Genomic DNA, 26,864 nt, shown 5'->3' on the forward strand with positions numbered 1-26,864 from the left:
TGCATAGATGTTTTCCGTCCAGCAGGTGCGCCCCGGAGTATGGGTCGGTTTCACCGGCACGGAGACAGGCAACCTGGCCTTTCATGTTGGGGATGATCCTGGCAACGTGAGCCTGCGCCGGGATGCGCTGAATCTTCAGTTATCAGAGCTGAGCGGAGCTGTGGTGTCCTTGGCCTATATGAGCCAAGTTCACGGAAACGAGGTAGCCCTAATTCCCGAGCGCTCGGAATCTGGGACAGTTGCGGTTGCGGGTCCGGCACCAACCGCCGATGCCTTGGTCTCTAAGGGTGCCGGTCTGGCGGTCATGGTCGCCGATTGTGTTCCCGTTGTTTTAGTAGCCGAAGACGCCGACGGCGGGCTGACGCTGGCCGTGGCTCATGCTGGCAGGCCCGGGGTGGAGACAGGTGTCATCGGAGCCGTGGTGGCGCGCATGCGGGCCGAAGGGGCGCAGCGGATCGAGGCGTGGCTGGGACCGAGTATTTGCGGTCGCTGCTACGAAGTTCCCGAGTCCATGCGAGCCGCCGTAGCTGCGCAGGTGCCCGAATCGTTCGCCACCACATCGTGGGGAACGCCGGCTCTGGACCTGCCCGCCGCCGTTGTGGCGCAGTTGCGCGCTCTTGAGGTCCTAGCTCATCCCAGCGGTGAGTGCACACTTGAGAACCCGGCCTTTCATTCTCACCGCCGCGCCGTTCGGGACAGCTCGGCAGAGGGCCGCTTCATAGGCTTTGTCGTCTCGGCCCCTTAGCCTGAGGCCAGCGTTCGTTTCGTTTAGATCAACCCCAACAGCAGCCATTGCGCAGTGAAAGCTACCGATCCCATGAATTCGCAGGACCCCCGTACACTTCAACTCGCCGAACGTCTAGACACGGTCAAGGCCCGAATTGCGGCTGCCCAGTCCACTTCGACACGGTCGAGGACAGGCCAGCCGGATTCGGGCACACCCACGCTCATCGTGGTGACCAAGTTCCATCCAGCAGCAGATGTCTTGCGTCTTCAAAGCCTCGGTGTGGCTGACGTTGGCGAAAACCGGGACCAGGAGGCAGCGTCCAAGGCGTTGGAGGTAGCCGCTGCAGGCGCTGCGCCACTGCGCTGGCATTTCATTGGCCAGTTGCAAAAGAACAAAGCCAAGTCCGTGGCGGCCTACGCACATTCGGTGCAATCCATTGACAGAGCTTCTCTGGTGACGGCGTTGGGTAATGCCATGGCCAGGGAATTGGGCACCACCGGACGGGCACCGTTGGAGTGTTTCATTCAAGTAGATCTGTCCGAAGCCTACGCGGATCTCGCTGAGACTGCAGGCCTCGCTGACGCGGCCGCTCAGGCGGCCAGCGGGCCAAGCAGCCGGGGAGGGGCGGCGCCGTCGTCCATCATGGAGCTGGCCGATCAGATTGCTAGTGCACCGGGACTCAGTCTCGCCGGGCTCATGGCAGTGGCGCCTCTGGGGTTTGAGCCGGAGGCAGCGTTTGAATTATTGGCAACAGCATCGGCACGGCTGGTGGCTGCACATCCAAACGCCACCGCTATTTCAGCGGGCATGAGCCACGATTTGGAGGCGGCCATGGCAGCAGGGGCGACACACCTGCGTGTCGGTTCCGATATCCTCGGCCCCCGCCCGGTGGTGCTGTAGCGTTTTGAGAACAGCAGGCATACCGTTCGCCCGCTGAATACAGAGTTTTCTAGCTTTGCACACTAATGAGGAGCAACCATGGCTGGCGCTATGCGCAAGACAATGATCTTTCTTGGGCTCGCCGACGGTGACGAGCACTATGACGCGGAGCATGCTCCGCCGTTGCCTAAAGAAGACATCCACGAAGACGTGTTTGAGCGCGACGCTGCCCCGGCTCCTGCCGCAGCAGCTGAACCCTCGGCGCCCAAGGCCGGCGATGACGAATACCGTGCTCCGGTAACCCCCATCAAGCGTGCTGCATCTACCCGGGAAGAGGCTGAAAGTTTGCGCCAGATCACCACAGTCCATCCTCGTTCCTACAATGACGCAAAGATCATTGGGGAGAGCTTCCGGGATGGTATTCCGGTCATCATGAACGTCACCGACATGGGTGAAGCCGACGCCAAGCGTCTGGTGGACTTCTCTGCCGGACTGGTCTTCGGTCTGCGCGGCTCCATTGAGCGGGTCACCAACAAGGTGTTCTTGCTCTCGCCGTCCTACATCGAGGTGCTCGGCGACGACAAGAAGATCTCCGACACGCAGGCGAGCTTCTTCAACCAGAGCTAGTAGCACAACGACATAAAAAGTTTTTCAACGAACTGCCCGGGCACAAAGTGTCCGGGCAGTTCGTTAAGCTGATGACCGCAAGAAGCGGTGGGGTCGGGTCAATCCCCAGCTGATTGCTTTACTCTGGTTTTAAGGCTCGTCTTTTCCTGCCAGTTCTTTTCCCGCCACCTAGTGATTGTGTGCACACGCGTGACAATTGTCTTTGCTCTCCTGTACCTGCTCCTGCTGCTGTACTTCCTGACGTTACTGTTACGCATGGTCTTTGACTGGATTCAGGTCTTTGCCCGTGATTGGCGGCCTAAGGGTGCGGCCCTGGTGGGTGCCTCGCTGGTGTACCGACTCACGGACCCGCCGCTGCGCAAGCTCCGAGCCATGATTCCGCCGCTGAGAATTGGTGCCGTAGCCCTCGATATCGGCTTCCTTTTGTTGCTGGTTGCCGTCGGCATTGGGATGAGTATCACAAGAAGTTTTGTCGGTTAGGGTCGCGTCGTTAGTTTTCACCGAGGAAAAGTTATATTGTAAAAGCGAAAGACCCCAGTTCAGATCTCCAGATTTGTATTCGGTACCGCAGTCCGGGCAGGTTTCGGCCGGTTTCTGACTCACATAAGACCAATGAGGTGACTAAATGGCGCTAACGCCAGAAGACGTTGTCAACAAGCGGTTCCAGCCGACAAAGTTTCGTGAAGGCTATGACCAGGACGAAGTCGACGATTTTCTTGACGAGATCGTCGTTGAGCTTCGCCGACTCCACCAGGAAAACGACGAGCTGCGCAAGCAGCTCGCAGACGGTGGCTCCGACGCTGCAGTAGCCGCGGCTCCCGCAGCCCCGGTGCTCGCCAAGGAACCCGAGCCGGCCAAGGCCGAGCCCGTTGTCGTTGAGCCTGAGGTTGTGGAGCCCGTCAAGGCTCCGGAACCCGTTGTTGAAGAAAAGGTAGAGGCAGCGCCTGCTCCGGCAGCGCCGAGCTCCTCCGCACAATCAGCCAGTGGCGTTCTTGCCATGGCCGAGCGCCTGCACGACGAATACGTCAACGCCGGTGTTGAGCAGCGCGACAAGATCATTGCCGAGGCACAGATCGAAGCCAGCACGCTCGTCAACGATGCCCAGGAGAAGAGCCGTAAGACGCTTGGTGCCCTGGAACAGCAGCGTTCAGTACTCGAGCGCAAGGTCGAGCAGCTGCGCGGCTTCGAGCGCGACTACCGTTCACGCTTGAAGAGCTACATCGAAGGCCAGCTGCGTGACTTGGATGCCCGTGGCTCAGTGGCAGCCCCGGACTTCGCCGAAGGCGCTCTAGAGTCCTAAGTGAAAAAACTACAAGCCGGTGGAGCAAGGAAACTTGTTCCACCGGCTTTAGTTCGTTAAACCGGCCTTTGATCTTTGTTCGGCTCCCCGGAATACAGTGGGTCCGGGAGAGCGGATATAGCCGCCTATGATTGAAACTATCCTTGTGCTTTAACACCCAAACAACTGAAAGCGTCATGAGCGAGAACTCTTTGCCGGCTCCGGCAACCGCTGCCAAGCCCCGCCGCCACCACTTCTGGTGGATCTGGCTCGGCGTTGCAGCCTTTGCCTACCTTTGCGATCAACTGACCAAATGGTGGGTGAGCTCCACCATGGAAATTGGTGAGAAGATCCCCGTCATCGATGGGCTCCTGCAGTGGTACCACATCCTCAATTCCGGTGCGGCATTCTCCATCGGTGAGAACTTCACTTGGGTGTTCACCATCATCATGGCTGCCGTATCCATCGCGATCATTGTCTTCTCGCGCAAGATCGGCTCCGTCTGGTGGTCGATCGGCCTGGGCTTGGTTCTCGGCGGCGCCCTGGGTAACCTGACAGACCGGCTGTTCCGTCCGCCGTCATTCGGCATGGGACACGTGGTGGACTTCATCTCCTTCCCCAACTTCGCCATCTTCAACATGGCAGACATGGCGGTGGTGGGTGGCGTGATCGTGATTTGTCTGCTGACACTCCTTGGGATTGCTATGGACGGTACTAAGTCGGAATCGGGCAAGGCCCCAGCCGAGCAGGCACCAGTGGAGAAGAGTAACGAGCATGGGAACAGCGACGATAGGCATCGCAATGACTGAGACTTTCCTTGTTCCCGAGGACGTTGCTGGCAGCAGGGCCGACGCCGCACTGGCCGCCTTGTTGGGAATCTCCCGTTCCGCTGCGGCACTGCTGTGCACCGAGGGCAACGTGCTACAAAATGGTGCGGCCATGGGCAAAAGCGATAAATTCCTTGCCGGCGCCAGCGTACAGGTCACCATTCCGGAACGGCGTGACCCGTTGGAAGTCATTGTGGAGCCTGTGGACGGTTTGAATATTCTGTTGGATGACGAGCACTTTGTGGTGGTTGACAAGCCGGTAGGCGTTGCGGCTCACCCCTCGCCGGGTTGGGTTGGTCCCACAGTGGTGGGCGGGCTGGCTGCGGCCGGGTTCCGCATCTCTACTTCCGGCGCGCAGGAGCGCGTGGGCATTGTGCACCGTCTTGACGTGGGCACCTCCGGCGCCATGGTGGTGGCCAAAACCGAGCACGCCTACACCGTGCTCAAGCAGGCCTTCCGTGAGCGGACCGTGGAGAAGGTTTACCACGCTGTAGTTCAGGGTTTGCCCGATCCTTTGCAAGGCACCATCGACGCACCCATTGGTCGCCATCCTGGCCACGATTGGCGCTTCGCCGTGATCGAAGACGGGCGCCCTTCCGTCACCCACTACGAGGTGTTGGAGGCGTTTGGCAAGGCCTCGCTGGTGGAGGTGCACCTGGAAACGGGGCGCACCCACCAGATTCGTGTGCACTTCTCCGCTCTTCGCCACCCCTGTGCCGGCGACCTCACGTACGGCGCCGATCCAAGCTTGGCGGCCGAATTGGGCCTGACACGCCAGTGGCTGCACGCCCACAAGCTCGGCTTCACGCACCCCGCCACGGGGGAGTGGGTCAGTGTCACCAGCCCGTATCCGCAGGATCTGAGCTACGCGCTGGATCATCTCCGCGGCGAGCACTAGCGGCTGTAGCATGCCCGACGGCGGGAGGCTGACTCTGAGAGTCGACCTCCCGCCGTCGAGCTTTAAGCACCGTAGAATAGATGGGTGGCTAGCTCATCGACTGACAGTTTTGTTCATCTTCATACGCATACCGAATACTCCATGCTGGACGGTGCAGCGCGCCTGACCGAACTCTTTGACGAGGCCAAGCGGCTGCAAATGCCTGCTCTTGCCACCACGGACCACGGTTACTTGTTTGGCGCTTTCGACTTTTGGAAAAAGGCCACCGACGCCGGCATCAAGCCCATTATTGGTGTGGAAGCTTACGTCACCCCGGGAACGGCCCGCACGGATAAGTCCAGGGTTAAGTGGCGTACCGAGGAGTCGCAAAGGAAGGACGACGTCTCCGGCGGTGGTTTCTACACGCACATGACGCTGCTCAGCTACAACAATGAGGGCATGCGGAACTTGTTCCGGGCCTCCTCGATTGGTTCACTGGATTCGCCCATGGGCAAGTACCCGCGCCTGGACCGGGAACTGCTCAACCAGTACCACCCCGGCCTCATTGCGACCACGGGCTGCCCCTCCGGTGAGGTACAAACACGCTTGCGCTTGGGCCAGTACAACGAGGCTAAGGCTGCCGCCGCTGAATTCCAGGACATTTTCGGCAAGGAAAACTACTTCTGCGAGCTCATGGATCATGGGCTCGATATTGAACGCCGGGTCACCAAGGACCTGCTGCGTCTGGCGAAGGAATTGCAGATTCCCCTCGTCGCCACCAATGATTTGCACTACACGCACGAGCACGATGCCAAGGCTCACGAGGCGCTGCTGGCTCTGCAATCTGCCTCCACCTTAACCGAGCCCACTTACGATGAGGGCGGGAAGCGCTTTGCCTTCAGCGGTAGCGGTTACTACCTGAAATCGGCTGCGGAGATGCGTTCGCTCTTCTCGGAGCTGCCGGAGGCGTGCGATAACACGCTGTTGATTGCCGAACGTTGCGAGGTGTCCTTCAACACCGACGCCAACTACATGCCCAAGTTCCCCTGCCCGCCGGGTGAGGATGAAACATCCTGGCTGGTCAAGGAGGTGGACGCCGGCCTGCGCTACCGCTACCCGAGTGGCATCCCCGACGACGTTCGTAAACAGGCTGACTACGAGCTGGACGTCATTATTCGCATGGGCTTCCCCGGCTACTTCCTCGTGGTGGCCGACTTCATCAACTGGTCCAAGGCCCAAGGTATCCGGGTGGGCCCGGGCCGTGGTTCCGGTGCCGGCTCCATGGTGGCGTACGCCATGCGCATCACCGACCTTGACCCGCTGCGTCACGGGCTGATCTTTGAGCGTTTCCTCAACCCTGAACGTGTCTCCATGCCTGACTTCGACGTGGACTTCGATGATAGGCGCCGCCATGAGGTCATCAAATATGTGACCGAAAAATACGGTGACGAACGCGTCGCCATGATCGTCACCTACGGCTCGATCAAGACCAAGCAGGCCTTGAAGGACTCCTCACGCGTGCTGGGGCACCCCTTCAGCATGGGTGAAATGCTGACCAAGGCGCTGCCGCCGGCCGTCATGGCCAAAGATATTCTCCTCAACGACATTGAAAACCCCAAAGCCAAGCGCTACGGCGAAGCGGGGGACTTCCGCAACCTGATCAACACCGATCCCGAAGCTGCCAAGGTGTTCGAGCTCTCCAAGGGCTTGGAAGGGCTCAAACGCCAGTGGGGTGTCCATGCCGCCGGTGTGATCATGAGCTCGGATCCGATCATCGATGTCATCCCGATCATGCGCCGTATCCAAGATGGCCAGGTGATCACCCAGTTCGATTACCCCACCGCTGAGGGCCTGGGGTTGATCAAGATGGACTTCCTGGGGTTGCGAAACCTCACCATCATCACCGACGCTCTGGAGAACATCAAGGCCAACAAGGGCTTTGACCTTGACCTTGAAGGCTTGGAGCTCGACGACGCACCCTCCTACGAGCTCATGGCCCGCGGTGACACGCTGGGTGTTTTCCAGCTCGACGGCGGCCCCATGCGCGGGCTGCTCAAGCTCATGCGCCCGGATAACTTTGAAGATATTTCCGCTGTGCTGGCCCTGTACCGACCCGGCCCCATGGGCGCCGATTCGCACACGAACTACGCTTTGCGCAAGAACGGTCTGCAGCCGATCACCCCGATTCACCCTGAGTTGGAGGAACCGCTCGCTGACATTCTGGGCGGCACCTACGGGTTGATCGTGTATCAGGAGCAGGTCATGTCCATCGCACAGAAGCTGGCCGGCTACTCGCTGGGCCGGGCCGATATTTTGCGCCGTGCCATGGGTAAGAAGAAAAAGTCTGAGCTGGACAAGCAGTATGAAGGCTTCCATCAGGGCATGATCGACAACGGTTACTCGGATGCCGCTGTCACCACCCTGTGGGCCATTTTGCTGCCCTTCTCTGACTACGCCTTCAACAAGGCCCACTCGGCGGCCTATGGCGTCATCAGCTACTGGACCGCTTATCTGAAGGCGCACCACCCGGCCGAATACATGGCTGCTCTGCTGACCAGCGTGGGCGATGACAAGGACAAGTTGGCGCTATACCTCAATGAGTGCCGCCGCATGGGCATCACGGTTCTCGCCCCCGACGTCAATGAATCCGCTTTGAACTTCACCCCGATCGGCAAAGACATCCGCTTCGGCATGGGCGCCATCCGCAACGTCGGTGCCAACGTAGTCAACGGTTTGGTGGAATCGCGTAAGGAAAAGGGAAACTTTGAAAGCTTCTCCGATTTCCTCATGAAGGTCCCCGCAGTGGTGTGCAATAAGCGCACCATTGAATCCCTCATTAAAGCCGGTGCCTTCGACACGCTGGGCCACGCCCGACGTGCCCTGGCCATGATTCATGAAGAAGCCGTTGACTCGGTCATCGGCATCAAACGCAATGAGGCCGTGGGCCAATTTGACCTCTTCGCCGGATTAGGTGGGGAAGAAGAGCCCGAATCTGCGCTTATTACCGATATCCCGGATCTGCCCGAATGGGAAAAGAAGGACAAGCTGGCGTTTGAGCGCGACATGCTGGGGCTCTACGTCTCTGACCACCCGCTGCGCGGGTTGGAAGGGATTCTGAGCCAGAACGCGGACATGTCCATCACCGCGCTCTTGGGCGATGACGGTCCCCAGGACGGGCACATCATGACCATTTCCGGCATGATCACCAACCTCCAGCGCCGCATCGCCAAGAGCAGCGGCAATCCCTACGCCCGCTGCGAGATCGAGGATCTGGGTGGCTCGGTGGAAGTCATGTTCTTCGGCCAGACCTACGGCCCCATCGCCAATGTGTTGGCGGAGGATTTGATTGTGGTGGTGAAGGGACGTCTACAAAAGCGCGACGACGGCGCCATCACCTTGAACGCCATGGAAATGACTGTCCCGGATCTCACCGAAGGCATGTCCGGTCCGCTGGTCATTTCCATGCCGGAGCATAAGGCCAACGAACAGGTCCTCGAGGCGCTGAAATCAGTTCTCAACGATCACCGGGGCAACACCGAAGTGAAGATGCACCTAGCCGGCACCCGTTCCATGAAGGTTATGAAGTTGCCACTGCATCACCGGGTCAATCCCACACCATCGCTCTTCGGTGATCTCAAGGTGCTGCTAGGCCCCAACTGCTTGGAAGGCTGAGAATGACTGAACCCGCCACTGCTGCGGCAGCAAGCACGAACAACGATTCGGTGCCGGCGCCAAAAACCCTGGCGCCTCCGGTTCCGGCCGTCCTAGCCTCGGCGTCTACAGCTGCACCTTCGGGGCGGCGTGCCGATCGGCGTAGCCGGACACCCAAGGCTTCAGGCACAGGCACAGGCACAGGCACAGGAACAGGCGCGGGCACGGGCACAGGAGCTAAATACGCGGCCACTGCTGCCACCTGGCGGAAGTGGCTTGGGGTAACCCTGACGCTGGGCGCCATCATGGGTGCCGCTTGGTTTGTGCTGGCCCCGGGCGGGGCCATCTACGGTGAGGGTAAGGACTTTGCCACGTGGTTCCCGCGCGACGCCACACTTGCGGTGCTGCTGCTCGTTGCCGGGGTGCTTTCGGCGGTTTTGCTGCTGCTCCAAGCCCGCAAGGATCGGCGTGTCTGGGCTTCGGCAACACCGACCCTGGCTCTGCTCGTCGGAGGGCTTGCCGGATCGGTGCTCGCTTGGCGGGTCGGTGTTTTCGCCGGGGACCTCTTCCTAACGGTGCCTACGAATCTACCCAGCCCCAGCATGATTTTCTCGCTTCGCTCACCGTCAGTACTTTTGCTGTGGCCCTTGGCTAGTGCTGCCGTGCTGTTCGTGGTTCACTTCATCGGCTACTACTTTGCCGGCTCGCTCGATGACTCCGCGGAGCCTGGGCCTGATCTCCAGCAGTCCGGCGTCGTTGAGGATGGCGTCCAGCAGGTGGAAGTCCGGTAGTCACGGCGCACCCACCGGCTAACCAACAGGTAAACTTCATTGTTGTGAGCAATCTTGAAACTTCAGCGTCCACCACCGCCACCAACAGCGAAGCTGCCGTGAGCCTGCGCCGCGTCGATCTGCGCGGGCGTATCTTGAGCCTGGCCGAGCTGAAAAGTGCCGTTCCCCGAACCGCAGCAGCAACCGTGACCACCGCCGAGGCGGCCGTGAAGGCTATCATTGCCGATGTTCGCCGGGACGGTCATGCGGCTCTGGCCGCGTTGGCCCTGAAGTTCGACGGCGTGAGCCAGGAACATCCCCGTGTCCCCGCTGCGGCACTGGCGCAGGCGCTGGCTGAGCTGGATCCGGCAGTGCGTGCCGCTTTGGAAGAATCCATCGCCCGCGCCAAGGCTTTCGCTCAAGCGCAGAAGCCTGCCAACGTTGATTACCCCATTGCCGACGGCGCTGTGGTCTCCCAGCACTGGCTGCCGGTCACGCGCGTGGGCATGTATGTCCCCGGTGGTCTGGCCCCGCTCGCTTCCTCTGTGATCATGAATACTGTTCCCGCACTTGCCGCAGGTGTTCCTTCCGTAGCCTTGGCCTCGCCTCCGCAGCAGAACAATAACGGCCTGCCGGATAAAACCATCCTGGCTGCTGCTGCTCTGCTTGGCATTGACGAGGTCTACGCCATGGGCGGGGCCCAGGCCATTGCCGCCTTCGCCTACGGCGTCGCTGCCGGCAGTTCTGCCAGCGGCGGGGGAGAACCCATAGAGCCGGTTGATGTTGTCACCGGCCCCGGCAACATTTTTGTAGCTACAGCTAAGCGCTTGGTCAAGGGTGTTGTGGGTATTGACTCCGAAGCCGGCGCCACAGAAATTGCCGTCCTGGCCGACCACACCGCCAACCCTGTGTTTGTTGCCGCTGACCTCATCAGCCAGGCCGAACACGATCCCAACGCCGCCTCGGTGTTGGTGACCACATCGCCGGAGCTGGCGGACGCCGTCGAACGTGAATTGGTAGCGCAAGTGGCCCGCACAGCCCACCGCGAGCGTGTGGAAACGGCGCTGGCTGGCGTGCAGTCGGGCATTGTGCTCGTGGACGACGTGGCTCAGGGCGTGGCGGTCTGCAACGCCTACGCGGCCGAACACCTGGAAGTGGTCACCGAAAATGCTGCAGAGGTGGCCGCACAAATCACCAATGCCGGGGCGATCTTCGTTGGTGACTACAGCCCTGTGAGTTTGGGCGATTACTGCGCTGGCTCCAATCACGTGTTACCCACCAGTGGCACGGCGGCGTTTTCCTCGGGGTTGAACGTGACCACGTTCTTGCGCGCTGTGCAACTGATCAACTACAACAAGGAAGCGCTGGCCGAAGTGGCCACTCACGTCATCACGCTGTCACAGGCTGAGGGTCTGCCGGCTCACGGCGACGCGGTAGCCATTCGCTTTCCCTAGGGAATTGCTCTAGACAGTGGGGTTGTCGCCGTGGTAATCACACGATTGTAATTCGTTCGGACGAGAAACTAGACTGAAGATGATCCTGACCTGAAGGGGGTTGCATGTATTGTCCATTTTGCCGTAATGCCGATTCCCGAGTGGTAGATTCCAGGCTGTCCGACGATGGCTCCTCCATTCGGCGTCGGCGGCAATGCACGGAGTGCGGACGGCGGTTCAGCACCATGGAAACTGCCAGTCTTTCCGTGAGCAAACGCTCCGGCGTGGCAGAGCCCTTCAGCCGCAGTAAGGTCATCAGTGGCGTGCGCAAGGCCTGCCAGGGGCGGCCTGTCACCGACGATGACCTCGCCAAATTGGCTCAAGAAGTGGAAGAGTCAATCCGTGCCAGCGGTGCGGCTGAGATTGACGCTAATGACGTCGGCTTGGCCATCCTGGCGCCCTTGCGCCGGCTGGATCTGGTGGCCTATCTGCGCTTTGCCAGTGTTTATCAAGCCTTTGAATCACTCGAAGACTTTGAAGCGTCCATTGCCAGCTTACGCAGCGAAGAACAGCAACTTTCCGAGAAGTCGGCCGCGACCGAGCAATAGCGCTAATAGTCTTTTCGTAATAACTATGGGTGTGTGCCCAATCGTGAAGATTGGGCACACACCCATAGTTTTGGAGCTGCTGCAGAGCCGCTAGCTACCCAGTCGAGGCTACTTCGCCAGTGCTGAGGCTACTTCGTCAGTTTGAAGTGCACGGCGGCTTGCAAGGCGCCGCCCACAATGCCGGCGTTATTGGCCAGCTCGGCCGGGATGATCTTGGTACGCAGATCCAGCTGCGGCAAGTAGTCTTCGCTGCGCTTGGAGATGCCGCCACCAATGATGAACAGTTCCGGGGAGAACAAGAACTCCACATGGGAGAAGTAGCGCTGTAGACGAACGGCGTACTCGTCCCAGCTGATGTCGTCACGCTCACGGGCGCTGGCCGAAGCCTTCGTTTCGGCGTCGAAGCCGTCAAGCTCCAGATGGCCCAGTTCCACGTTCGGGATGAGCTTGCCGTTGTAAATGAACGCGGAACCGATACCGGTGCCCAATGTGATGACCAGAACGGTGCCCTTGATGCCCTTGCCAGCGCCGTAGCGGGCTTCAGCCAAGCCTGCAGCGTCGGCGTCGTTCATGACTTGGACGTCGCGTCCCAATTCTTTGGTGAAGATATCATCCACATTGGCATCGATCCAGGACTTGTCCACATTTGCTGCTGAACGGGAGATTCCGTGCGAAACGATGGCCGGGAACGTGATGCCTACCGGGGCGTCCTTGCTGGGAGCGTGTTTGCGTCCGGAGAGCTCATCAACAATCTCCTTGACTACCTTGGCCACCGCCTGCGGGGTGGACGGGTTGGGGGTCGGGATCCGGAAGCGGTCACCTACAACCTCACCTGTATCGAGGTCGACAATGCCGCCCTTGATGCCGGTGCCGCCAATGTCAATGCCAATGACGGTGGTGCGGGAAGAGTGCTTCTTAGTCATGCAGGCTCCAAAGATAGTTGATTTTTCGAGTACAAGTGCCACGGCTGGCGCAGAGATGGTGACCGGGTAATGCTACGGCAGTGTCAGAACTTCTGCACCCGTGGGCGTAACAACCATGGTGTGTTCAAACTGGGCGGTGCGCTTACGGTCACGCGTGACCACAGTCCAGTCATCCGCCCACATGTCCCAGTCGATGGTTCCCAAGGTGAGCATGGGTTCGATAGTAAACACCATTCCCTCTTCGAGCACAGTGTTGTAGGCCGGAGCCGCGTCATAATGCGGAATAATCAGACCGGTGTGGAAGGCCTCGCCCACGCCGTGTCCGGTAAAGTCCCGCACAACCCCGTACCCAAAGCGCTTGGCGTAGGACGCGATGGTGCGGCCAATGACGTTGATTTCACGGCCTGGTGCGACGGCGCGGATGGCGCGGTTAAGTGATTCTTGAGTGCGTTCTACCAGCAGCCGGGATTCCTCATCAACATTGCCCACCGTGAACGTCCAGTTCGTGTCACCGTGGACGCCGTTCTTGAAAGCGGTGATGTCAATGTTGATGATGTCGCCGTCTTCCACCACCGTGGTGTCCGGGATGCCGTGGCAGATCACTTCATTGATGGAGGAGCACAATGACTTCGGGAATCCGCGGTAACCCAGTGTGGACGGGTAGGCCTGGTGGTCCAAGAGAAATTCGTGACCCACACGGTCCAACGCATCGGTAGTTACGCCGGGAACAATGTGCTTGCCGACTTCTACAATGGCCTGAGCGGCAATCTTGCTGGAGATGCGGATCTTTTCCAGCGTTTCAGCGTCCTTGACTTCCGAGCCCTTGAACGGTGCCGGACCGGCCTTGCCCACGTATTCGGGGCGGGGGATGGAGGTGGGGACGGCTAACTGCCCACTGATAGTGCCAGGGACCAACTTGCCAATGGGTGCTGAGGTTGCTGTTGAAGACATGCCACCATCCTATAAGTTTTTGCCTGCCGAAAAGTTCTATGATGGCAGCAGTTGCAACAGTTGACCCACAAAACCTGGAGGCCGTCATGGCGGAATATTGGTACAACGTCGAAACCCACACGGTAGAGAAGGGCCCACAGTCCGGCTGGAAGTCTCTGATCGGTCCCTATGAAACTGCCGAAGAAGCCCAGCAGGCCCTAGCGAAAGTCCAGCAGCGTAACGCCGCTGCCGATGCGCTCGATGAGGACGACGACGAATAGCTCACCTCGTGTTGCTCGCGGCTGCACCGCTGTGTAGTCCGGGCCCACTGTCGGCAGGACCCGTTTGACTCATGTTGGGTGGACCCACGTGGCCACTTTACTTATGCGCACGACACGCCCGGGCGGCTTGCGATACTTTCATTCCACCGCAACCTGGCCGCATCCAGCTCCGCATAATTAAAGTCGAGTGTGTTTATACGTACCTGTAGCTCGGCGCCGTGCGCATAAACCCGAGTCCGTGAGTGCAGACCGCCTAGAAGGTGTGCTCTGGCCCCGGGAAGACGCCGGAACGGACTTCCTCACCATATTCACGGGCTGCATCGGCCAAAATGGTGCGCATTTGCGCGTACTGCTTGACGAACTTGGCCATTTTGCCGGTGCGCAGTCCAGCCATGTCCTGCCACACCAAAACCTGACCCGTGGTGGAGTTTCCTGCACCAATACCAATGGTGGGCACGGAAACAGCGGCTTCCACAGCGGCGGCCGTGTCGGCTGGTACCATCTCCATCAGCACACAGAACGCGCCGGCCTCAACGAGAGCAACGGCGTCGTCAATCATGGTCTGGGCCATCTCACCCCGGCCCTGAACCCGGTAGCCGCCCAGCATGTGTTCACTCTGCGGGGTGAAACCAATGTGCGCCATGACCGGAACGCCGGCCTGGGTCAGGGCGCGCACCGTGGGTGCGTAGTAGGCGCCGCCCTCCATCTTCACGGCGTGCACCAGGCCCTCCTTCATGAGCCGCACCGAGGAAGCGATGGCCTGTTCGGGGGATTGTTCGTAGCTTCCGAAGGGGAGATCCGCCACGACCAGAGCACGCTTAGCACCGGCCGTCACGGCGCGGGAGAAGATGATCATCTCATCGAGCGTGATGGGCAGAGACGTCTCGTTACCCAGGACATTGTTGGAGGCGGAATCGCCCACGAGCAGCACTTCAATGCCGGCTTCATCAAAAATTTGTGCCGTGTACTGGTCGTAGGCAGTCAACATGGCGAATTTTTGGCCCGCCTGTTTTGCCGCGAGCAGGTGGTGGGTTCGGACCTTGGCCGCAGTGGCTGGAACGCCGCCAATGGCTGCGCTCCGGGCAGCTGCGCCAGAACCGTAGGGGGCCGCGATCTCTGCGGACACGGGGGAGTCAGGGTTGCTTGTGGGTGACATAGGCACCAGCTTATTACGATTCGACGCGCGGGTTGGGCACAGCGCGCCACACTAGTTAGTAGAGTGAACTCTGCAGGCACTACACCTGCCGCAATCCCGTCCACCGCCTGCCCTCAAATGGAGCCAGGGGTGTTGATGTCATAGGAAGAGGCCCGTACATGAACCGTCAACAGGAATTTGTGCTGCGCACCATTGAAGAGCGCGATGTCCGCTTTGTGCGCCTGTGGTTCACTGACGTGGTGGGCAGCCTGAAATCAGTGGCCTTGGCCCCGGCTGAAGTCGAGGGCGCCTTTGAAGAGGGCCTGGGCTTTGACGGCTCAGCCATCGAGGGCTTGGCACGAATCTTTGAGTCGGACATGCTGGCGCAGCCGGACCCTTCCACCTTTCAGATCTTGCCGTGGCGTGGGAATGGGAAGTCGGAGCAGACATCGAGGATGTTCTGCGACGTTTTGACGCCCGACGGCGAACCCTCCGCAGCGGATCCGCGCAACGTTCTCAAACGTACTTTGGCCAAGGCCTCGGACATGGGATTCACGTGCTACACGCACCCCGAAATTGAGTTCTACCTGTTGAAGTCGGACCGCCCCGGACCTGACGGTATTCCCGTCCCCGTGGACCATGCCGGCTACTTTGACCACGTGCCCGGAGGTGTGGCACAGGACTTCCGGCGCACCGCCGTCACCATGCTCGAAGACGTGGGAATCTCCGTCGAGTTCAGCCACCACGAAGGCGGCCCCGGCCAGAATGAGATCGATCTGCGCTACGCCGATGCGTTGCAGACTGCCGATAACATCATGACGTTCCGCACTGTGATCCGGGAAGTTGCCATCCAGCAGGGCACCTACGCCACGTTCATGCCGAAGCCGTTCTCCGACCACCCCGGCTCCGGCATGCACACCCACTTTTCCCTCTTTGAAGGCGACACGAACGCTTTCTACGATCCCAGCGCCGAATTCCAGTTGTCCCAAACGGCCCGCCAGTTCATGGCCGGAATCTTGAAGCACGCGCCGGAATTCACCGCCGTGACCAACCAGTTCGTCAACTCCTACAAGCGCCTTTGGGGTGGGGGAGAGGCCCCCAGCTACGTGTCCTGGGGTCACAACAACCGCTCGGCTCTCATGCGGGTGCCGCTGTACAAGCCGGGTAAGGGCCAAGCCGCACGGCTGGAATACCGGGGCATCGACTCGGCAGCCAACCCGTACCTTGCCTACGCGGTGCTGCTCGGCGCCGGGCTCAAAGGCATTGAAGAAGGCTATGAACTTCCCGCGGCAGCCGTGGAGGACATCAGCGCGCTGACCAGTGCAGAACGCCGCCTGATGGGCCACGATCCGCTACCCTCCAGCCTCCACGATGCCGTGCGTCAAATGGAAGAATCCGAGTTCATGCCCGAGATCCTGGGCGAGCAGGTATTTGAAAACTTCCTCCGCAACAAGCGCGCCGAGTGGCAGGAATACCGCCTCCAAGTCACACCCTATGAAATCAACCGCTACCTGGGGGTGCTCTAACCAACTGCTATGAGCTCCCTGACGCGCACCCTGATCTCCCGTGGCTTCTCCGACCTTGAAACCTGTGAGAGGTTCCTAGGTTTCACCGAACTTGCAGACGTGGACCAAGCCGAGTTGCTCGATGCCTTGGCCATTGCCGACAACCCGGACATGGCCCTGCAATCGCTGGTGCGCCTGCTGAGCGCAGTTCCAGCCAGCCGGGGCCTGCTGGCGATAACGGATCCAAAAACGGGTGCACGGGTCTCTAACGATTCGCTGTTTAGGTTGTTGGGTGCCTCAGAGGCGTTGGCAGAATTCTTGATGCGCCACCCGGAGCATCTGGAGGTCGTGGATCCGGGGGCTGCGTCCAGTCCAGCAATCTCTGGAGCTGAGGAACTGCGCGCCTCGCTGCTGCGCGCGGTGGGTGCGGACCCGGCGTCGAACCGTCCCGTGGCGGCGGTGACCGGCACCGAGGCGCGGATCGCGCTTCGCACCCAATACCGCAGGCATCTGTGCGAGCTGGCGTTACGCGACTTGGCTGCGCCCTCGCCCATGACGGCGATGCCGCAGGTCGGTGCTGAGCTGGCCGATTTGGCCGCTGCCGCCCTTGACGGCGCCCTGGCCGTGGCTCGGTGCGAAGTTGGCGCGAGCATGGGGGTGGAAAAAGTTGCCGCGTTGCGCCTAGCCGTGTTGGGGATGGGTAAATGCGGGGCCCGGGAACTGAACTATATTTCCGACGTCGACGTCATGTACGTGGTGGCTCTGGACAGTGAGCCCGAGCCGTTGCCTGAGAGTCAGAACGCGCCCGACGCCGGTGAAGGTGCCGAAAGTGCCGCCGGCGGCCCTGCCACTAGAGTGGCCGCCGCTAGCACTGCCGTCAGCTTGGATGAGGGCGAGGCTGTTCGGATAGGCAATGCCTTGGCGGGAGCCATTTCTCGCACCATCTATGCCCCCGAAAGGGAGCCTGGCCTGTGGGAAGTTGATGCCAATCTGCGTCCCGAAGGTAAAGATGGTCAGCTGGTGCGCACGCTCGATTCCTACTTGGCCTACTATCACCGATGGGCGCAAAGCTGGGAGTTTCAGGCTCTGCTGAAGGCTCGTGCCATTGCCGGGGATCGATCGCTGGGGCAGGATTTTGAGAAGGCTGTGGAGCCTCTGATTTGGAACTCCTCCGAACGGGACGGCTTTGTAGAGTCCGTGCAGGCCATGCGCCGGCGCGTGACAGCGAGCATCCGTGACGCCGATGCCGAGCGCCAGATTAAACTGGGCAAGGGCGGCCTGCGTGACGTTGAATTTACTGTTCAGCTTTTGCAATTGGTGCATGGGAAAACTGACCCCACGGTCCGGTTGCGAGCCACTACGGACGCGATCGAGGCGCTGACCATGGCCGGCTACATTGGCCGCACCGATGCCGCGCTGCTACTCAATCACTACACGTATTTGCGCGTACTTGAACACCGAATCCAGCTGGTGCAGATGCGCCGCACACACACCATGCCAACGGCGCCGGAGCAGTTACGAGCCCTCGCCAGAGCCTTGGAGGGGCCCTTGAGCATGAAGCGGCCCAGCGCCGATTCACTCGAGGCCGACTGGAGCAAGGTCAAACGATCTGTACGGTCCCTGCACGAACAAATTTTCTACCGCCCCATCCTGGCGACGGCCGCTAATCTCAGCGCGGCGGATGCCGCTCTGACCTCCGACGCCGCCCGGGCGCGTTTGGCCGCGCTCGGATACCGGGATACGGCTGGAGCCGTGCGCCATATTGAAGCCCTCACCGCGGGGGTTAGTCGTCGTGCTGCCCTGCAGCGCCAACTCTTGCCTGTCCTGCTCGGCTGGCTGGCTGACGGTGTAGACCCCGACGCCGGACTCCTCGCCTTCCGCCGCGTCAGTGACGCTTTAGGCACCTCCCACTGGTACTTGGGCATGCTGCGTGACCACCAAGCCGCAGCCGAACGACTGTGTCATCTGCTCTCAAGTTCACGGTTGGTCAGTGACTTGTTAGAGGTTTCCCCGGAGGCGACTGCCTGGTTGGGCAACTCACGGGAATTGGTTCCGTTGAGCTTTGAAGCTCAGTGGACGGAAATTCGCTCGAAATTGGGCCGCCATAGTGACTCCGGTGACGCGATTCGGTTGCTGCGTCTGCTGCGGCAGCGTGAGATTCTGCGCATTGGCATTGCCGACAGTTCGGGCCTGCTGGAACAAGACCAAGTCTCGGAGGCCCTCAGCGACGCCGATCGGGCCGCGGTCCTGGGTGCGCTGATGATCGCTGAGACAGCCGTCTACGCGGACGCCCAACCGCTCACCAACGTGCTTGTGGTGGCCATGGGGCGCCAAGGTGGGCGAGAGATTGGGTACGGTTCCGATGCTGATGTGCTCTTTGTGCACCAACCCGTACCGGGCCTGGCAGATGAGCTCATGGATGCTGCGAATCAGCAGGCCAAGGCCATTGTGCAGAAATTGACCTCGCTGCTTACCTCCCCGGTCCGCCCAGCCATCCAGGCAGAACGGGTCCTGAGCATTGATGCGGACTTGCGCCCCGAAGGCCGCAACGGGCCTCTGGTGCGTTCGCTGGATGCTTACACCGAGTACTACAGCCGCTGGTCCTCGGCGTGGGAGGCACAGGCCCTGCTGCGAGCACGTCCCCTCGCCGGCTCTGACAAGCTAGCCGAGGATTTCGTGGCCATGGCAGATCCGGTTCGCTACCCGGTCAGACTTTCCGAAGAGGATCAGCGCGAGATCAAACGGATTAAGGCTCGCATGGAAGGTGAACGGCTGCCCCGCGGAGCCGATCCTGCCCGGCACGTGAAGTTGGGCCGGGGTGGGCTCAGCGACGTCGAGTGGTTGGTGCAGTTCTGGCAACTCCAACACGCCCATGAACACGAGTCGTTGAGGACCACTCAGACACTGCCAGCGCTGGAAGCAGCCCGCATCTTGGGGCTCGTTGAGGATGAAGATGCAGCCGTCTTGGAGGGCGCGTGGCGCCTCGCTGGAAAAATCCGCAACGCCAATGTCATGTGGACGGGGAAGAATTCTGATCTACTGCCGTCTGCCCGGCATGACTTGGAAGCGGTGGCCAGATGGTGCGGCTATGAACCTGGCCAGGCTGCTGCCTTCGAGGAAGACTATCTTGGCCTGACGCGCAGGGCCCGAGCGGTTTTTGAGCGGCTGTATTACGGCTAATTGGAGCCGCCCTGGAGCCGCCTTGGAGCCGTAATGAGTGATCTGGAATTGGTGCTCTGCGGCTGGAACTGATACACAATCGTGACTGATCTCGCATCCTTGAACTAAAAGCTGTACCGTCGAGAGGTACTTCAAACGCCCCGCGAGGGGCGCGACACCGTTGCGAGGGAAATCTATGCTCAGGCTTTCACCCCTACGGCGGCGCAGTGGCGGCAAATTTGCCGCCCTCGCCGCCCTTTTTACCGTTTTGTTCATGTTGTTCGGGATCGGTGGCGCCTCAGCGTTGAGTGTGCCAAGCCCGGCCTCCGTGAACTCCGTAGTTCAGCACGCCGATGTGAACGGCAAGAAGTTCGCGATTGCCACGGACACCACCTTTGCCCCCTTCGAATTCCGCGATAGCAGCGGAAACCTCGTTGGCATTGATATGGACTTGATCCAGGCCATCGCCAAGAACCAGGGCTTCGAAGTGGACATCAAGTCACTCGGCTTTGACGCGGCACTGCAGGCTCTGCAGTCAAACCAGGTGGCAGGCGTCATCGCTGGTATGTCCATCACCGATGAGCGCAAGAACATCTTCGATTTCTCCGCCCCGTACTTTGACTCCGGCGTACAAATGGCCGTGGCTAAGAACGATCAAGAGATCAAGACCTACGCCGACCTCAAGGGCAAGACCGTCACCGCCAAGCGCGGCAGTGAAGGCGAAACCTTCGCCAACTCCATCAAGGCGGAATACGGTTTCACGGTTAAGGCCCTTGCCGATTCGGCCACCATGTACGACGACGTCAAGGCTGGCAACTCTGTTGCTGTGTTTGACGACTACCCGGTGCTTGCCTACGGCGTGAGCCAGAACAACGGCCTGAAAATTGTCACCGACAAGGAACAGGGTAGCTCCTACGGCTTCGCCGTCAACAAGGGGCAGAACGCAGAACTGCTGGCCGCCTTTGACACCGGTTTGGCTGAGCTCAAGGCCAACGGCGAGTACGACGCGATCCTGGATAAGTACCTAGCCAAGACCGAAACTGTCGAGCAAGGAAGCTTCTTCCAGCTCGTGAAGGACAGCTTCCCCGCACTCATGAAGGGCCTCTGGCTGACCATGGTCGCCACCGTCCTTTCACTGGCTATCGCCCTTGTCTTGGGCGTCGTCTTCGGTTTCTTCAAGGTCGCCGAAAACAAGCTTCTACGCGGGATTGCCAGCACCTATGTGGCCATCTTCCGTGGCACCCCCTTGCTGGTTCAGGCGTTCTTCTTCTACTTCGGTCTGCCGCAGATGACGGGTCAGCCCCTCGACGTCCTCACCGCCGGTGTGATCACCTTGAGCCTTAACGCTGGTGCCTACATGACTGAAATTGTCCGTGGCGGCATTCAGTCCGTGGACACCGGCCAGCTCGAAGCCAGCCGCAGCCTGGGCCTGAGCTACGTCACCTCCATGCGCCGTGTAGTGGTGCCGCAAGCGGTAAAGATCATGACGCCGTCGTTCATCAACCAGTTCGTCATCACCTTGAAGGACACCTCCTTGCTGGCCGTTATTGGCTTCGCGGAATTGACCTACCAAGGCCAGCAGATTTACGCGTCCAACTTCCGTACGGGTGAAACACTGTTGATCGTGGCGGCGTTGTACTTCATCGTGATCTCCATCTTGACCCAGCTTTCCAACGTCCTTGACAGGAAGTTCAACAAATGAGCGAAACCAGTGCAGCTGTGAAAAAAGCGAAAATCAGTGTCCGCGACCTGAAGAAAACCTTCGGCTCCAATGAGGTTCTCAAGGGCCTTGACGTGGACGTTGCCGAGGGCGAGGTCGTGTGTGTCATTGGGCCCTCGGGTTCGGGTAAATCCACGTTCCTGCGCTGCCTGAACAAGCTCGAGGACATCACCGCCGGAACGGTCACCGTCAACGGCTTCGACCTCACCGATGCAAAGGTGGATCTGAACGCCGTGCGCCAAAACATTGGCATGGTGTTCCAGCACTTCAACTTGTTCCCGCACATGACGGTGCTCCAGAACATCATGTTGGCTCCGGTTGAGCTGAAGAAACTGGACAAGGCTGGTGCCCGAGCCAAGGGTATGGAACTGCTCAAGCGCGTGGGCCTGGAGGAAAAGGCCGATGCCCGTCCGGCGTCGCTCTCGGGTGGTCAGAAGCAGCGTGTGGCCATTGCCCGCGCGCTGGCCATGAACCCCGGCATCATGCTCTTTGACGAGGCCACCAGCGCCCTTGACCCCGAGATGGTGGGCGAGGTGTTGCAGGTTATCCGCGACCTCGCCGCCGAGGGCATGACCATGGTTGTGGTCACGCACGAGATGGGCTTCGCCCGTGAGGTAGCCGACCGTGTGATCTTCATGGACGCCGGCTACATCTGTGAAGAGGGCACCCCGGAGGCCATCTTCACCAACGCGCAGCAGCCGCGACTCCAAGAGTTCCTCGCCAAGGTTCTCTAGCTTTATCAGTGGGAAGGGCGGCGGCTATGAAGCTGCCGCCCTTTTTCCTTGAGCACATTTTTTCTCAGAAGTACGACGGCGGCACGACAGTTGGGAGCGCGGGTGGAGGATATGCAGGGGATCCTGGATGAGATCGTTGAGCATGTGACGCCCTTGAGCGGACAGGGCTCAGTGGCCGGGTACATTCCTAGTTTGGGTGAGGTCGACCCGAGACAGTTTGGCATTTGCGTGGCCATGGCCGACGGTGAGGTCTATGGGGCGGGGGACTGGCAGAAGTCGTTTTCCATTCAGAGTATTTCGAAGGTATTCTCGCTTGCTTTGGTCATGTCTTACGATTACGACTCAATCTGGAAGCGCGTTTTCCGGGAACCGTCGGGAACGCCCTTCAACTCCATGCTGCAGTTGGAGGCAGACGGTGGCATTCCCCGGAATCCGTTCATCAACGCCGGTGCGCTGGTGGTTACGGACAGGTTGTTGACACTGACGGGGGACGCGGCAGCCTCCATTCGTGGTCTACTGCGTCTGGAGTCTGGCAACCCCACCATTGATATTGACGCGGAAGTGGCAAAGTCTGAGGCTGATCACGGTCATCGCAACGCGTCCATGGCGCATCTCTTGGCTAGCTACGGGAACCTCGAGAATCCTGTTGACGAGGTGCTGGAGAGCTATTTCAAGCAATGTGCCCTGGCGATGAGCTGTGAGGACCTGGCCAAAGCCTCGCTCTTCTTGGCCCGCCACGGAGTCGCAGCGGGTGGGTCACCGTTCTTGAGTCCTAATCAGAGCAAGCGCGTGAACGCGGTGATGCTCACTTGCGGTACGTACGATGCTGCGGGGGAGTTCGCCTACCGGGTGGGTCTGCCGGGTAAGAGCGGTGTAGGTGGTGGCATCGTCGCCATCGTCCCGGGCCGCTGTTCTGTCTCGGTGTGGGGTCCGGCGCTGGGTCCCAACGGTAACTCCGTGGCCGGTATAGCGGCGCTGGATGAATTCACTGCCAAGACCGGTTGGTCCATCTTCTAGGGCATGGATGCTTGTGGTACATCGGTAGTCGCGGTTCTCAGGAAACACTCAGCTTATGTTTGTAGCGTGAAAAACGTAACCCGTTGGATTCATATTGAAGGAGGTCCTCATGGGACTCGGAGATAAGATCAGCAACAAGGCACAGGAAATGACTGGCAAGGCCAAGGAAGCCGTTGGCGATGCTGTGAACAACGAGAAGCTTCAGGCCGAGGGCGCAGCCGATCAGGCCGCTGCGAAGGCAAAGCAGGCCGGCGAGCACGTCAAGGACGCTGCCAAGGACGTTTTCGGCAACTAACTCAATGAGTTTGCGAACCAGAGTTTAACTTCTGCGGGGCCGGAACATAATGTTCCGGCCCCGCAGAAGTTAAAGAGTGGCTTGTCCAGATGGTGGGCACACGCTGACGCGTTGGGCCCACACGCCCCAGATCCTGATACATCGCTTCAGCGAATTAGCAAGACCTGACGCCTGGGGACTAGCAGCCGTAGTAGAGCTCGAACTCGTAGGGGTTCGGGCGCAGCTGCAGCGGCTTGATTTCGTTCTCGCGCTTGTACTCGATCCAAGTGTCGATCAGGTCCTGGGTGAAGACGCCGCCAGCCTGCAGGAACTCGTTGTCGTTTTCGAGGGCAATCAGTGCCTCGTCGAGTGATTCCGGAGCTTTCGGGATGTCCTTGGCTTCCTCCGGGGGCAGCTCGTACAGGTCCTTGTCGATCGGTGCCGGTGGTTCGATCCGGTTCTTGATGCCATCAAGGCCCGCCATCAGCTGGGCAGCGAAGGCCAGGTACGGGTTGGAGGAGGGATCCGGTGCGCGGAACTCGAGGCGCTTGGCCTTTGGGTTGGAACCGGTGATCGGGATGCGGATACCGGCGGAGCGGTTACCCTGCGAGTAGACCATGTTCACGGGGGCTTCGAAGCCCTTGACCAGGCGGCGGTAGGAGTTCACCGTCGGGTTGGTGAAAGCCAGGACGGCGTCGGCGTGCTTGAGCAGACCGCCAATGTACCAGCGGGCCATGTCAGAGAGTCCTGCGTAGCCCTTCTCGTCGTAGAACAGCGGGTCTCCGCCGGTCCACAGCGACTGGTGGCAGTGCATGCCTGAGCCATTGTCACCAAAGACGGGCTTGGGCATGAACGTCACGGACTTACCCCAAGCCCAAGCGGTGTTCTTGATGACGTACTTGAACTTCTGCATGTCATCGGCCGCGTGTGTGAGCGTGTTGAACTTGTAGTTGATCTCGGCCTGACCGGCTGCGCCAACTTCGTGGTGGGAGCGCTCGACCTCAAGGCCAACTGCATCCATTTCAAGGCACATGGCATCGCGCAGGTCCGCCTGGTGGTCAATCGGGGCCACGGGGAAGTAGCCGCCCTTCTGAGGGGTCTTGTAGCCGAGGTTGCCGCCTTCTTCCTTGCGCCCGGTGTTCCAGTAGGCCTCTTCGGAGTCGATCTTATAGAAGGAGCCCTGAGGGGAAGATTCGTACTGAATGTTGTCGAAGACAAAGAATTCGGCCTCGGCACCGAAGAAAGCGGTGTCGGCAATGCCGGTGGAAGCCAAGTAGGCCTCGGCCTTTTCGGCCACGCCGCGAGGATCGCGGTGGTAGGGGTCCCCGGTGCGGGGGTTGACGATGGAGAAGTTCAACGCCAGGGTCTTTTCCTTGCGGAAAGCGTCGACGAATGCCGTCTTGGGATCCGGGATCAGCTGCATGTCTGACTCGGCGATGCCTTGGAACCCGCGGATGGAGGAGCCATCGAACAGCTGGCCGTTGACGAAGAAGTCAAGGTCGACGGTCTTGGCCGGGACATTGAAGTGCTGCTGGACTCCTGGCAGGTCGGTGAATCGGATGTCGACGAACTTGACGTCTTCATCTTTGATGAACTGGAGTACTTCTTCGGCGTTCTTGAACATCTACGCTCCTTGGCGCTGGGGGTTTTGGCCGGCTTGATGCGACCGCGTTGCATGTCTAACTGGCATAAGCCTAGAACCACGCCATTACTCAACAGTGTCAGAAATGTTTCCGGCATGTTACAAGCCGTCTGGCGTTGTCCGATGTCCGACTTTTTCCCGGCAACGGTAGGCTGGAGGGGTGGTAGATCGTAAAGACATAGGTTCTTGGCTCAGTGGGCCGGACACTTCTAATATATCCAAATTCCCGGGCGAGCGTTTGGGGCAGCCTGAATCGGGCCCCGGATCCATGGCCCGAGCGGGGCGGCGCATCCTTGCCATCTGCATCGACTGGGGGCTGTCATATCTGATCGCAGCGGCCTTCTTCGGTGGCAATCCCAACGCCATCTTGGCCATTTTTGCGATCGAACAAATGCTCTTGGTAGGCATGCTGGGTTACAGTGTGGGTCACCGAATCATGGGGATCGAGGTGGTCCAGCTCAACGGCAGGCAGCCCAGTTTGCTCGACGGCGTGATTCGCTCCCTCTTGGTGTGCTTGGTGATCCCCGTCATCATCGTCGACGCCGATCATCGTGGACTCCACGACCGGGCCATCAAGTCAATTTTAATTCGTCGCTGATTCGGCGTGTCACCGTGATCTTTTGTTCCATTCACCGACACGCTACCTTCATGGCTCCGCACTTCACTTCATCACTTCATCGCGCCTGACTTCATCGCTGCTGACTTCATCGATCCGTGAGCTAAGGCTGCTTAGCAGGTTCTAAACAGCCTTAGCTCACGGATCGATGGTGATGGCTGGGTTTGGCAGATACGAAAGGGCCCGGCAGGAGTTGATCCTGCCGGGCCCTTTCTTGGTTTTACTGCTAGTTCACAGGTGCACTGACTTACCGTCCGCGTGAGGCCTTGCGATCAGGACGAGCCTTGTACGGATCGATGCCCTTGGGGATGGGCAGCTTGTTGCCCATCGAGGTGATGCGCTTGTTGACGGCGCTGACCTCAACCTTGGTCAGTTCCTTCTTGAGCTTGCCCATCTTCTTGGTGATCTGGGCAATGGGAACCTGACCTTCACCGCGTCCGCTCTCGAGCACCGTGATGGTGACGTTGGGCAGGATGCGGCTCAGCCGGCGTCGTTCTGCATCGACCAGACCCTTGACCCTGTTAGTAGGGCCTTCGGTGACCAGCACGATGCCGGGCTTGCCAATGGCGCGGAAGACAACGTCCTGTGTGCGTGGGTTCACGGAGGCGGGCTGTTCGTCAAAGATCCAGCCCTTCTTCAGCGAGCTCAGCGCGGCACCGGCGGCACCAGCCTTGCCCTCAATCTGGGAGTAAGCAGCACGCTCGGCCCGACGAGACATGATCAATAGCGCACACAGCAAGCCCAAAGGAATACCGATCAGCAAGCCGGTGATCCAGTTATCCAACCAGAGACCGATGCCGAGGGCGATGGCGATGGGCAGCAAGAATGCGCCAATCATCAGCCAAGTAACCATCGGGTCATGCTTACGGGTCATCTTAAAGATGTCCACCATTTGCTTGACGCGGCTGGGCTTCTTGTTCTTTTTCGGCTTCTCAGCCTTGGGCTTGCGCGAGAACAAGGAGCGCTTGGTGTCGTCGGTGCTACTGGATGCGGAGTCTGTTTTGGCCATAGTGATTCAATTCTAGCGGGTTCTGACGGAATTATTGTGCGGCTAGCAGGGAGGCGGCTTCTTGGCGGGTGTGGCCGGAATCTTCGATGCCTTCAGCGATGTGGGCGAGGTGTTCGGGAATGTCCAAGCCCTTCTTGCGCATGGCGGTGGCCCAGAGACGACCGGCACGGTACGAAGAACGCACCAACGGTCCGGACATGACACCCAGGAAGCCGATCTCCTCTGCTTCTTGGGAGAGTTC

The 26,864-nt window shown here is 59.8% G+C and carries 24 protein-coding genes and 1 pseudogene; 19 read left to right on the forward strand and 6 right to left on the reverse strand.

The features are described 5' to 3' along the window. Window positions 1-7: 7 nt before the first annotated feature. From AB0P14_RS16030 to nrdR, 11 genes are all read left to right on the forward strand, one after another. Window positions 8-745 carry a polyphenol oxidase family protein gene (locus tag AB0P14_RS16030; RefSeq protein ID WP_363844465.1) on the forward strand — a complete coding sequence of 246 codons (738 nt, stop codon included), beginning with the start codon at window positions 8-10 and terminating at the stop codon, window positions 743-745. Between the two features lie 72 nt (window positions 746-817). Further along, complete coding sequence (locus AB0P14_RS16035; RefSeq protein WP_363844468.1) at window positions 818-1,627, forward strand: YggS family pyridoxal phosphate enzyme; 810 nt, start codon at window positions 818-820, stop codon at window positions 1,625-1,627. A gap of 78 nt (window positions 1,628-1,705) precedes the next feature. Further along, a complete protein-coding gene (gene sepF / locus AB0P14_RS16040) occupies window positions 1,706-2,233 on the forward strand; it encodes a cell division protein SepF (RefSeq protein WP_363844470.1) in 528 nt (175 codons plus the stop codon). Between the two features lie 189 nt (window positions 2,234-2,422). Continuing rightward, the gene (locus AB0P14_RS16045; protein WP_363844473.1) at window positions 2,423-2,713 is read left to right on the forward strand and encodes a YggT family protein; all 291 of its coding nucleotides are present in this window, start codon (window positions 2,423-2,425) and stop codon (window positions 2,711-2,713) included. 145 nt (window positions 2,714-2,858) lie between these two features. Beyond that, window positions 2,859-3,533 carry a DivIVA domain-containing protein gene (locus AB0P14_RS16050; RefSeq protein ID WP_363844476.1) on the forward strand — a complete coding sequence of 225 codons (675 nt, stop codon included), beginning with the start codon at window positions 2,859-2,861 and terminating at the stop codon, window positions 3,531-3,533. A gap of 176 nt (window positions 3,534-3,709) precedes the next feature. Continuing rightward, on the forward strand, window positions 3,710-4,321 hold the full coding sequence (lspA, locus tag AB0P14_RS16055) for a signal peptidase II (RefSeq protein ID WP_363844479.1): 612 nt from the start codon (window positions 3,710-3,712) through the stop codon (window positions 4,319-4,321). Then, window positions 4,314-5,237, forward strand: coding sequence for an RluA family pseudouridine synthase (locus AB0P14_RS16060; RefSeq protein ID WP_363844482.1), 924 nt, complete (start codon window positions 4,314-4,316; stop codon window positions 5,235-5,237). Before lspA ends, AB0P14_RS16060 begins: the two co-directional genes overlap by 8 nt. Window positions 5,238-5,321: 84 nt before the next feature. Then, window positions 5,322-8,888, forward strand: coding sequence for a DNA polymerase III subunit alpha (dnaE, locus tag AB0P14_RS16065; protein ID WP_363844485.1), 3,567 nt, complete (start codon window positions 5,322-5,324; stop codon window positions 8,886-8,888). Window positions 8,889-8,890: 2 nt separating this feature from the next. Then, window positions 8,891-9,658: a hypothetical protein gene (locus tag AB0P14_RS16070; protein WP_363844488.1), complete on the forward strand. Its 768-nt coding sequence runs from the start codon at window positions 8,891-8,893 to the stop codon at window positions 9,656-9,658. 44 nt (window positions 9,659-9,702) lie between these two features. Continuing rightward, the gene (gene hisD / locus AB0P14_RS16075; protein WP_363844491.1) at window positions 9,703-11,091 is read left to right on the forward strand and encodes a histidinol dehydrogenase; all 1,389 of its coding nucleotides are present in this window, start codon (window positions 9,703-9,705) and stop codon (window positions 11,089-11,091) included. A 104-nt stretch (window positions 11,092-11,195) separates the two neighbouring features. Continuing rightward, a complete protein-coding gene (gene nrdR / locus AB0P14_RS16080) occupies window positions 11,196-11,678 on the forward strand; it encodes a transcriptional regulator NrdR (protein WP_363844493.1) in 483 nt (160 codons plus the stop codon). 128 nt (window positions 11,679-11,806) lie between these two features. Here nrdR and ppgK read toward each other — a convergent pair whose 3' ends face one another. Beyond that, entirely contained in the window at window positions 11,807-12,601 is a 795-nt protein-coding gene (gene ppgK, locus AB0P14_RS16085; protein WP_363844496.1) for a polyphosphate--glucose phosphotransferase, read from the reverse strand. A gap of 72 nt (window positions 12,602-12,673) precedes the next feature. Next, window positions 12,674-13,552: a type I methionyl aminopeptidase gene (gene map / locus AB0P14_RS16090; protein ID WP_363844499.1), complete on the reverse strand. Its 879-nt coding sequence runs from the start codon at window positions 13,550-13,552 to the stop codon at window positions 12,674-12,676. Between the two features lie 41 nt (window positions 13,553-13,593). Between map and AB0P14_RS16095 the strand changes: the two genes are divergently transcribed. Further along, on the forward strand, window positions 13,594-13,812 hold the full coding sequence (locus AB0P14_RS16095) for an SPOR domain-containing protein (RefSeq protein ID WP_363844502.1): 219 nt from the start codon (window positions 13,594-13,596) through the stop codon (window positions 13,810-13,812). A gap of 253 nt (window positions 13,813-14,065) precedes the next feature. On the opposite strand, the gene panB is transcribed toward AB0P14_RS16095, so the two are convergent. Continuing rightward, window positions 14,066-14,968 carry a 3-methyl-2-oxobutanoate hydroxymethyltransferase gene (gene panB / locus AB0P14_RS16100; RefSeq protein ID WP_363844505.1) on the reverse strand — a complete coding sequence of 301 codons (903 nt, stop codon included), beginning with the start codon at window positions 14,966-14,968 and terminating at the stop codon, window positions 14,066-14,068. Between the two features lie 158 nt (window positions 14,969-15,126). Between panB and glnA (AB0P14_RS16105) the strand changes: the two genes are divergently transcribed. The 6 genes from glnA (AB0P14_RS16105) (at window position 15,127) to AB0P14_RS16130 (ending at window position 23,377) form a co-directional block, all read left to right on the forward strand. Continuing rightward, entirely contained in the window at window positions 15,127-16,473 is a 1,347-nt protein-coding gene (gene glnA / locus AB0P14_RS16105) for a type I glutamate--ammonia ligase (protein WP_363844508.1), read from the forward strand. Window positions 16,474-16,482: 9 nt separating this feature from the next. Then, a complete protein-coding gene (locus AB0P14_RS16110) occupies window positions 16,483-19,632 on the forward strand; it encodes a bifunctional [glutamine synthetase] adenylyltransferase/[glutamine synthetase]-adenylyl-L-tyrosine phosphorylase (RefSeq protein ID WP_363844511.1) in 3,150 nt (1,049 codons plus the stop codon). A 253-nt stretch (window positions 19,633-19,885) separates the two neighbouring features. Then, a complete protein-coding gene (locus tag AB0P14_RS16115; protein ID WP_363844514.1) occupies window positions 19,886-21,313 on the forward strand; it encodes an amino acid ABC transporter substrate-binding protein/permease in 1,428 nt (475 codons plus the stop codon). Further along, the gene (locus tag AB0P14_RS16120) at window positions 21,310-22,065 is read left to right on the forward strand and encodes an amino acid ABC transporter ATP-binding protein (RefSeq protein WP_363844517.1); all 756 of its coding nucleotides are present in this window, start codon (window positions 21,310-21,312) and stop codon (window positions 22,063-22,065) included. Before AB0P14_RS16115 ends, AB0P14_RS16120 begins: the two co-directional genes overlap by 4 nt. A 111-nt stretch (window positions 22,066-22,176) precedes the next feature. Next, window positions 22,177-23,082 carry a glutaminase gene (locus AB0P14_RS16125; RefSeq protein WP_363844541.1) on the forward strand — a complete coding sequence of 302 codons (906 nt, stop codon included), beginning with the start codon at window positions 22,177-22,179 and terminating at the stop codon, window positions 23,080-23,082. Between the two features lie 109 nt (window positions 23,083-23,191). Continuing rightward, window positions 23,192-23,377 carry a CsbD family protein gene (locus AB0P14_RS16130; RefSeq protein WP_363844520.1) on the forward strand — a complete coding sequence of 62 codons (186 nt, stop codon included), beginning with the start codon at window positions 23,192-23,194 and terminating at the stop codon, window positions 23,375-23,377. A gap of 178 nt (window positions 23,378-23,555) precedes the next feature. On the opposite strand, the gene glnA (AB0P14_RS16135) is transcribed toward AB0P14_RS16130, so the two are convergent. Then, window positions 23,556-24,980, reverse strand: coding sequence for a type I glutamate--ammonia ligase (gene glnA, locus AB0P14_RS16135; RefSeq protein ID WP_363844523.1), 1,425 nt, complete (start codon window positions 24,978-24,980; stop codon window positions 23,556-23,558). A 178-nt stretch (window positions 24,981-25,158) separates the two neighbouring features. Here glnA (AB0P14_RS16135) and AB0P14_RS16140 point away from each other — a divergent pair, with 178 nt between their 5' ends. Continuing rightward, on the forward strand, window positions 25,159-25,596 hold the full coding sequence (locus AB0P14_RS16140; protein WP_363844526.1) for an RDD family protein: 438 nt from the start codon (window positions 25,159-25,161) through the stop codon (window positions 25,594-25,596). A gap of 265 nt (window positions 25,597-25,861) precedes the next feature. Here the strand turns inward: AB0P14_RS16140 and AB0P14_RS16145 are convergent, their stop codons facing one another. Beyond that, window positions 25,862-26,623 carry a DUF4191 domain-containing protein gene (locus AB0P14_RS16145; protein ID WP_363844529.1) on the reverse strand — a complete coding sequence of 254 codons (762 nt, stop codon included), beginning with the start codon at window positions 26,621-26,623 and terminating at the stop codon, window positions 25,862-25,864. Window positions 26,624-26,654: 31 nt separating this feature from the next. Continuing rightward, a pseudogene (locus AB0P14_RS16150) lies at window positions 26,655-26,864 on the reverse strand (lipoyl synthase); the annotation flags it as partial.

The sequence above is a fragment of the Specibacter sp. NPDC078709 genome, from assembly GCF_040686795.1.
Classification (GTDB): Bacteria; Actinomycetota; Actinomycetes; order Actinomycetales; family Micrococcaceae; genus Specibacter.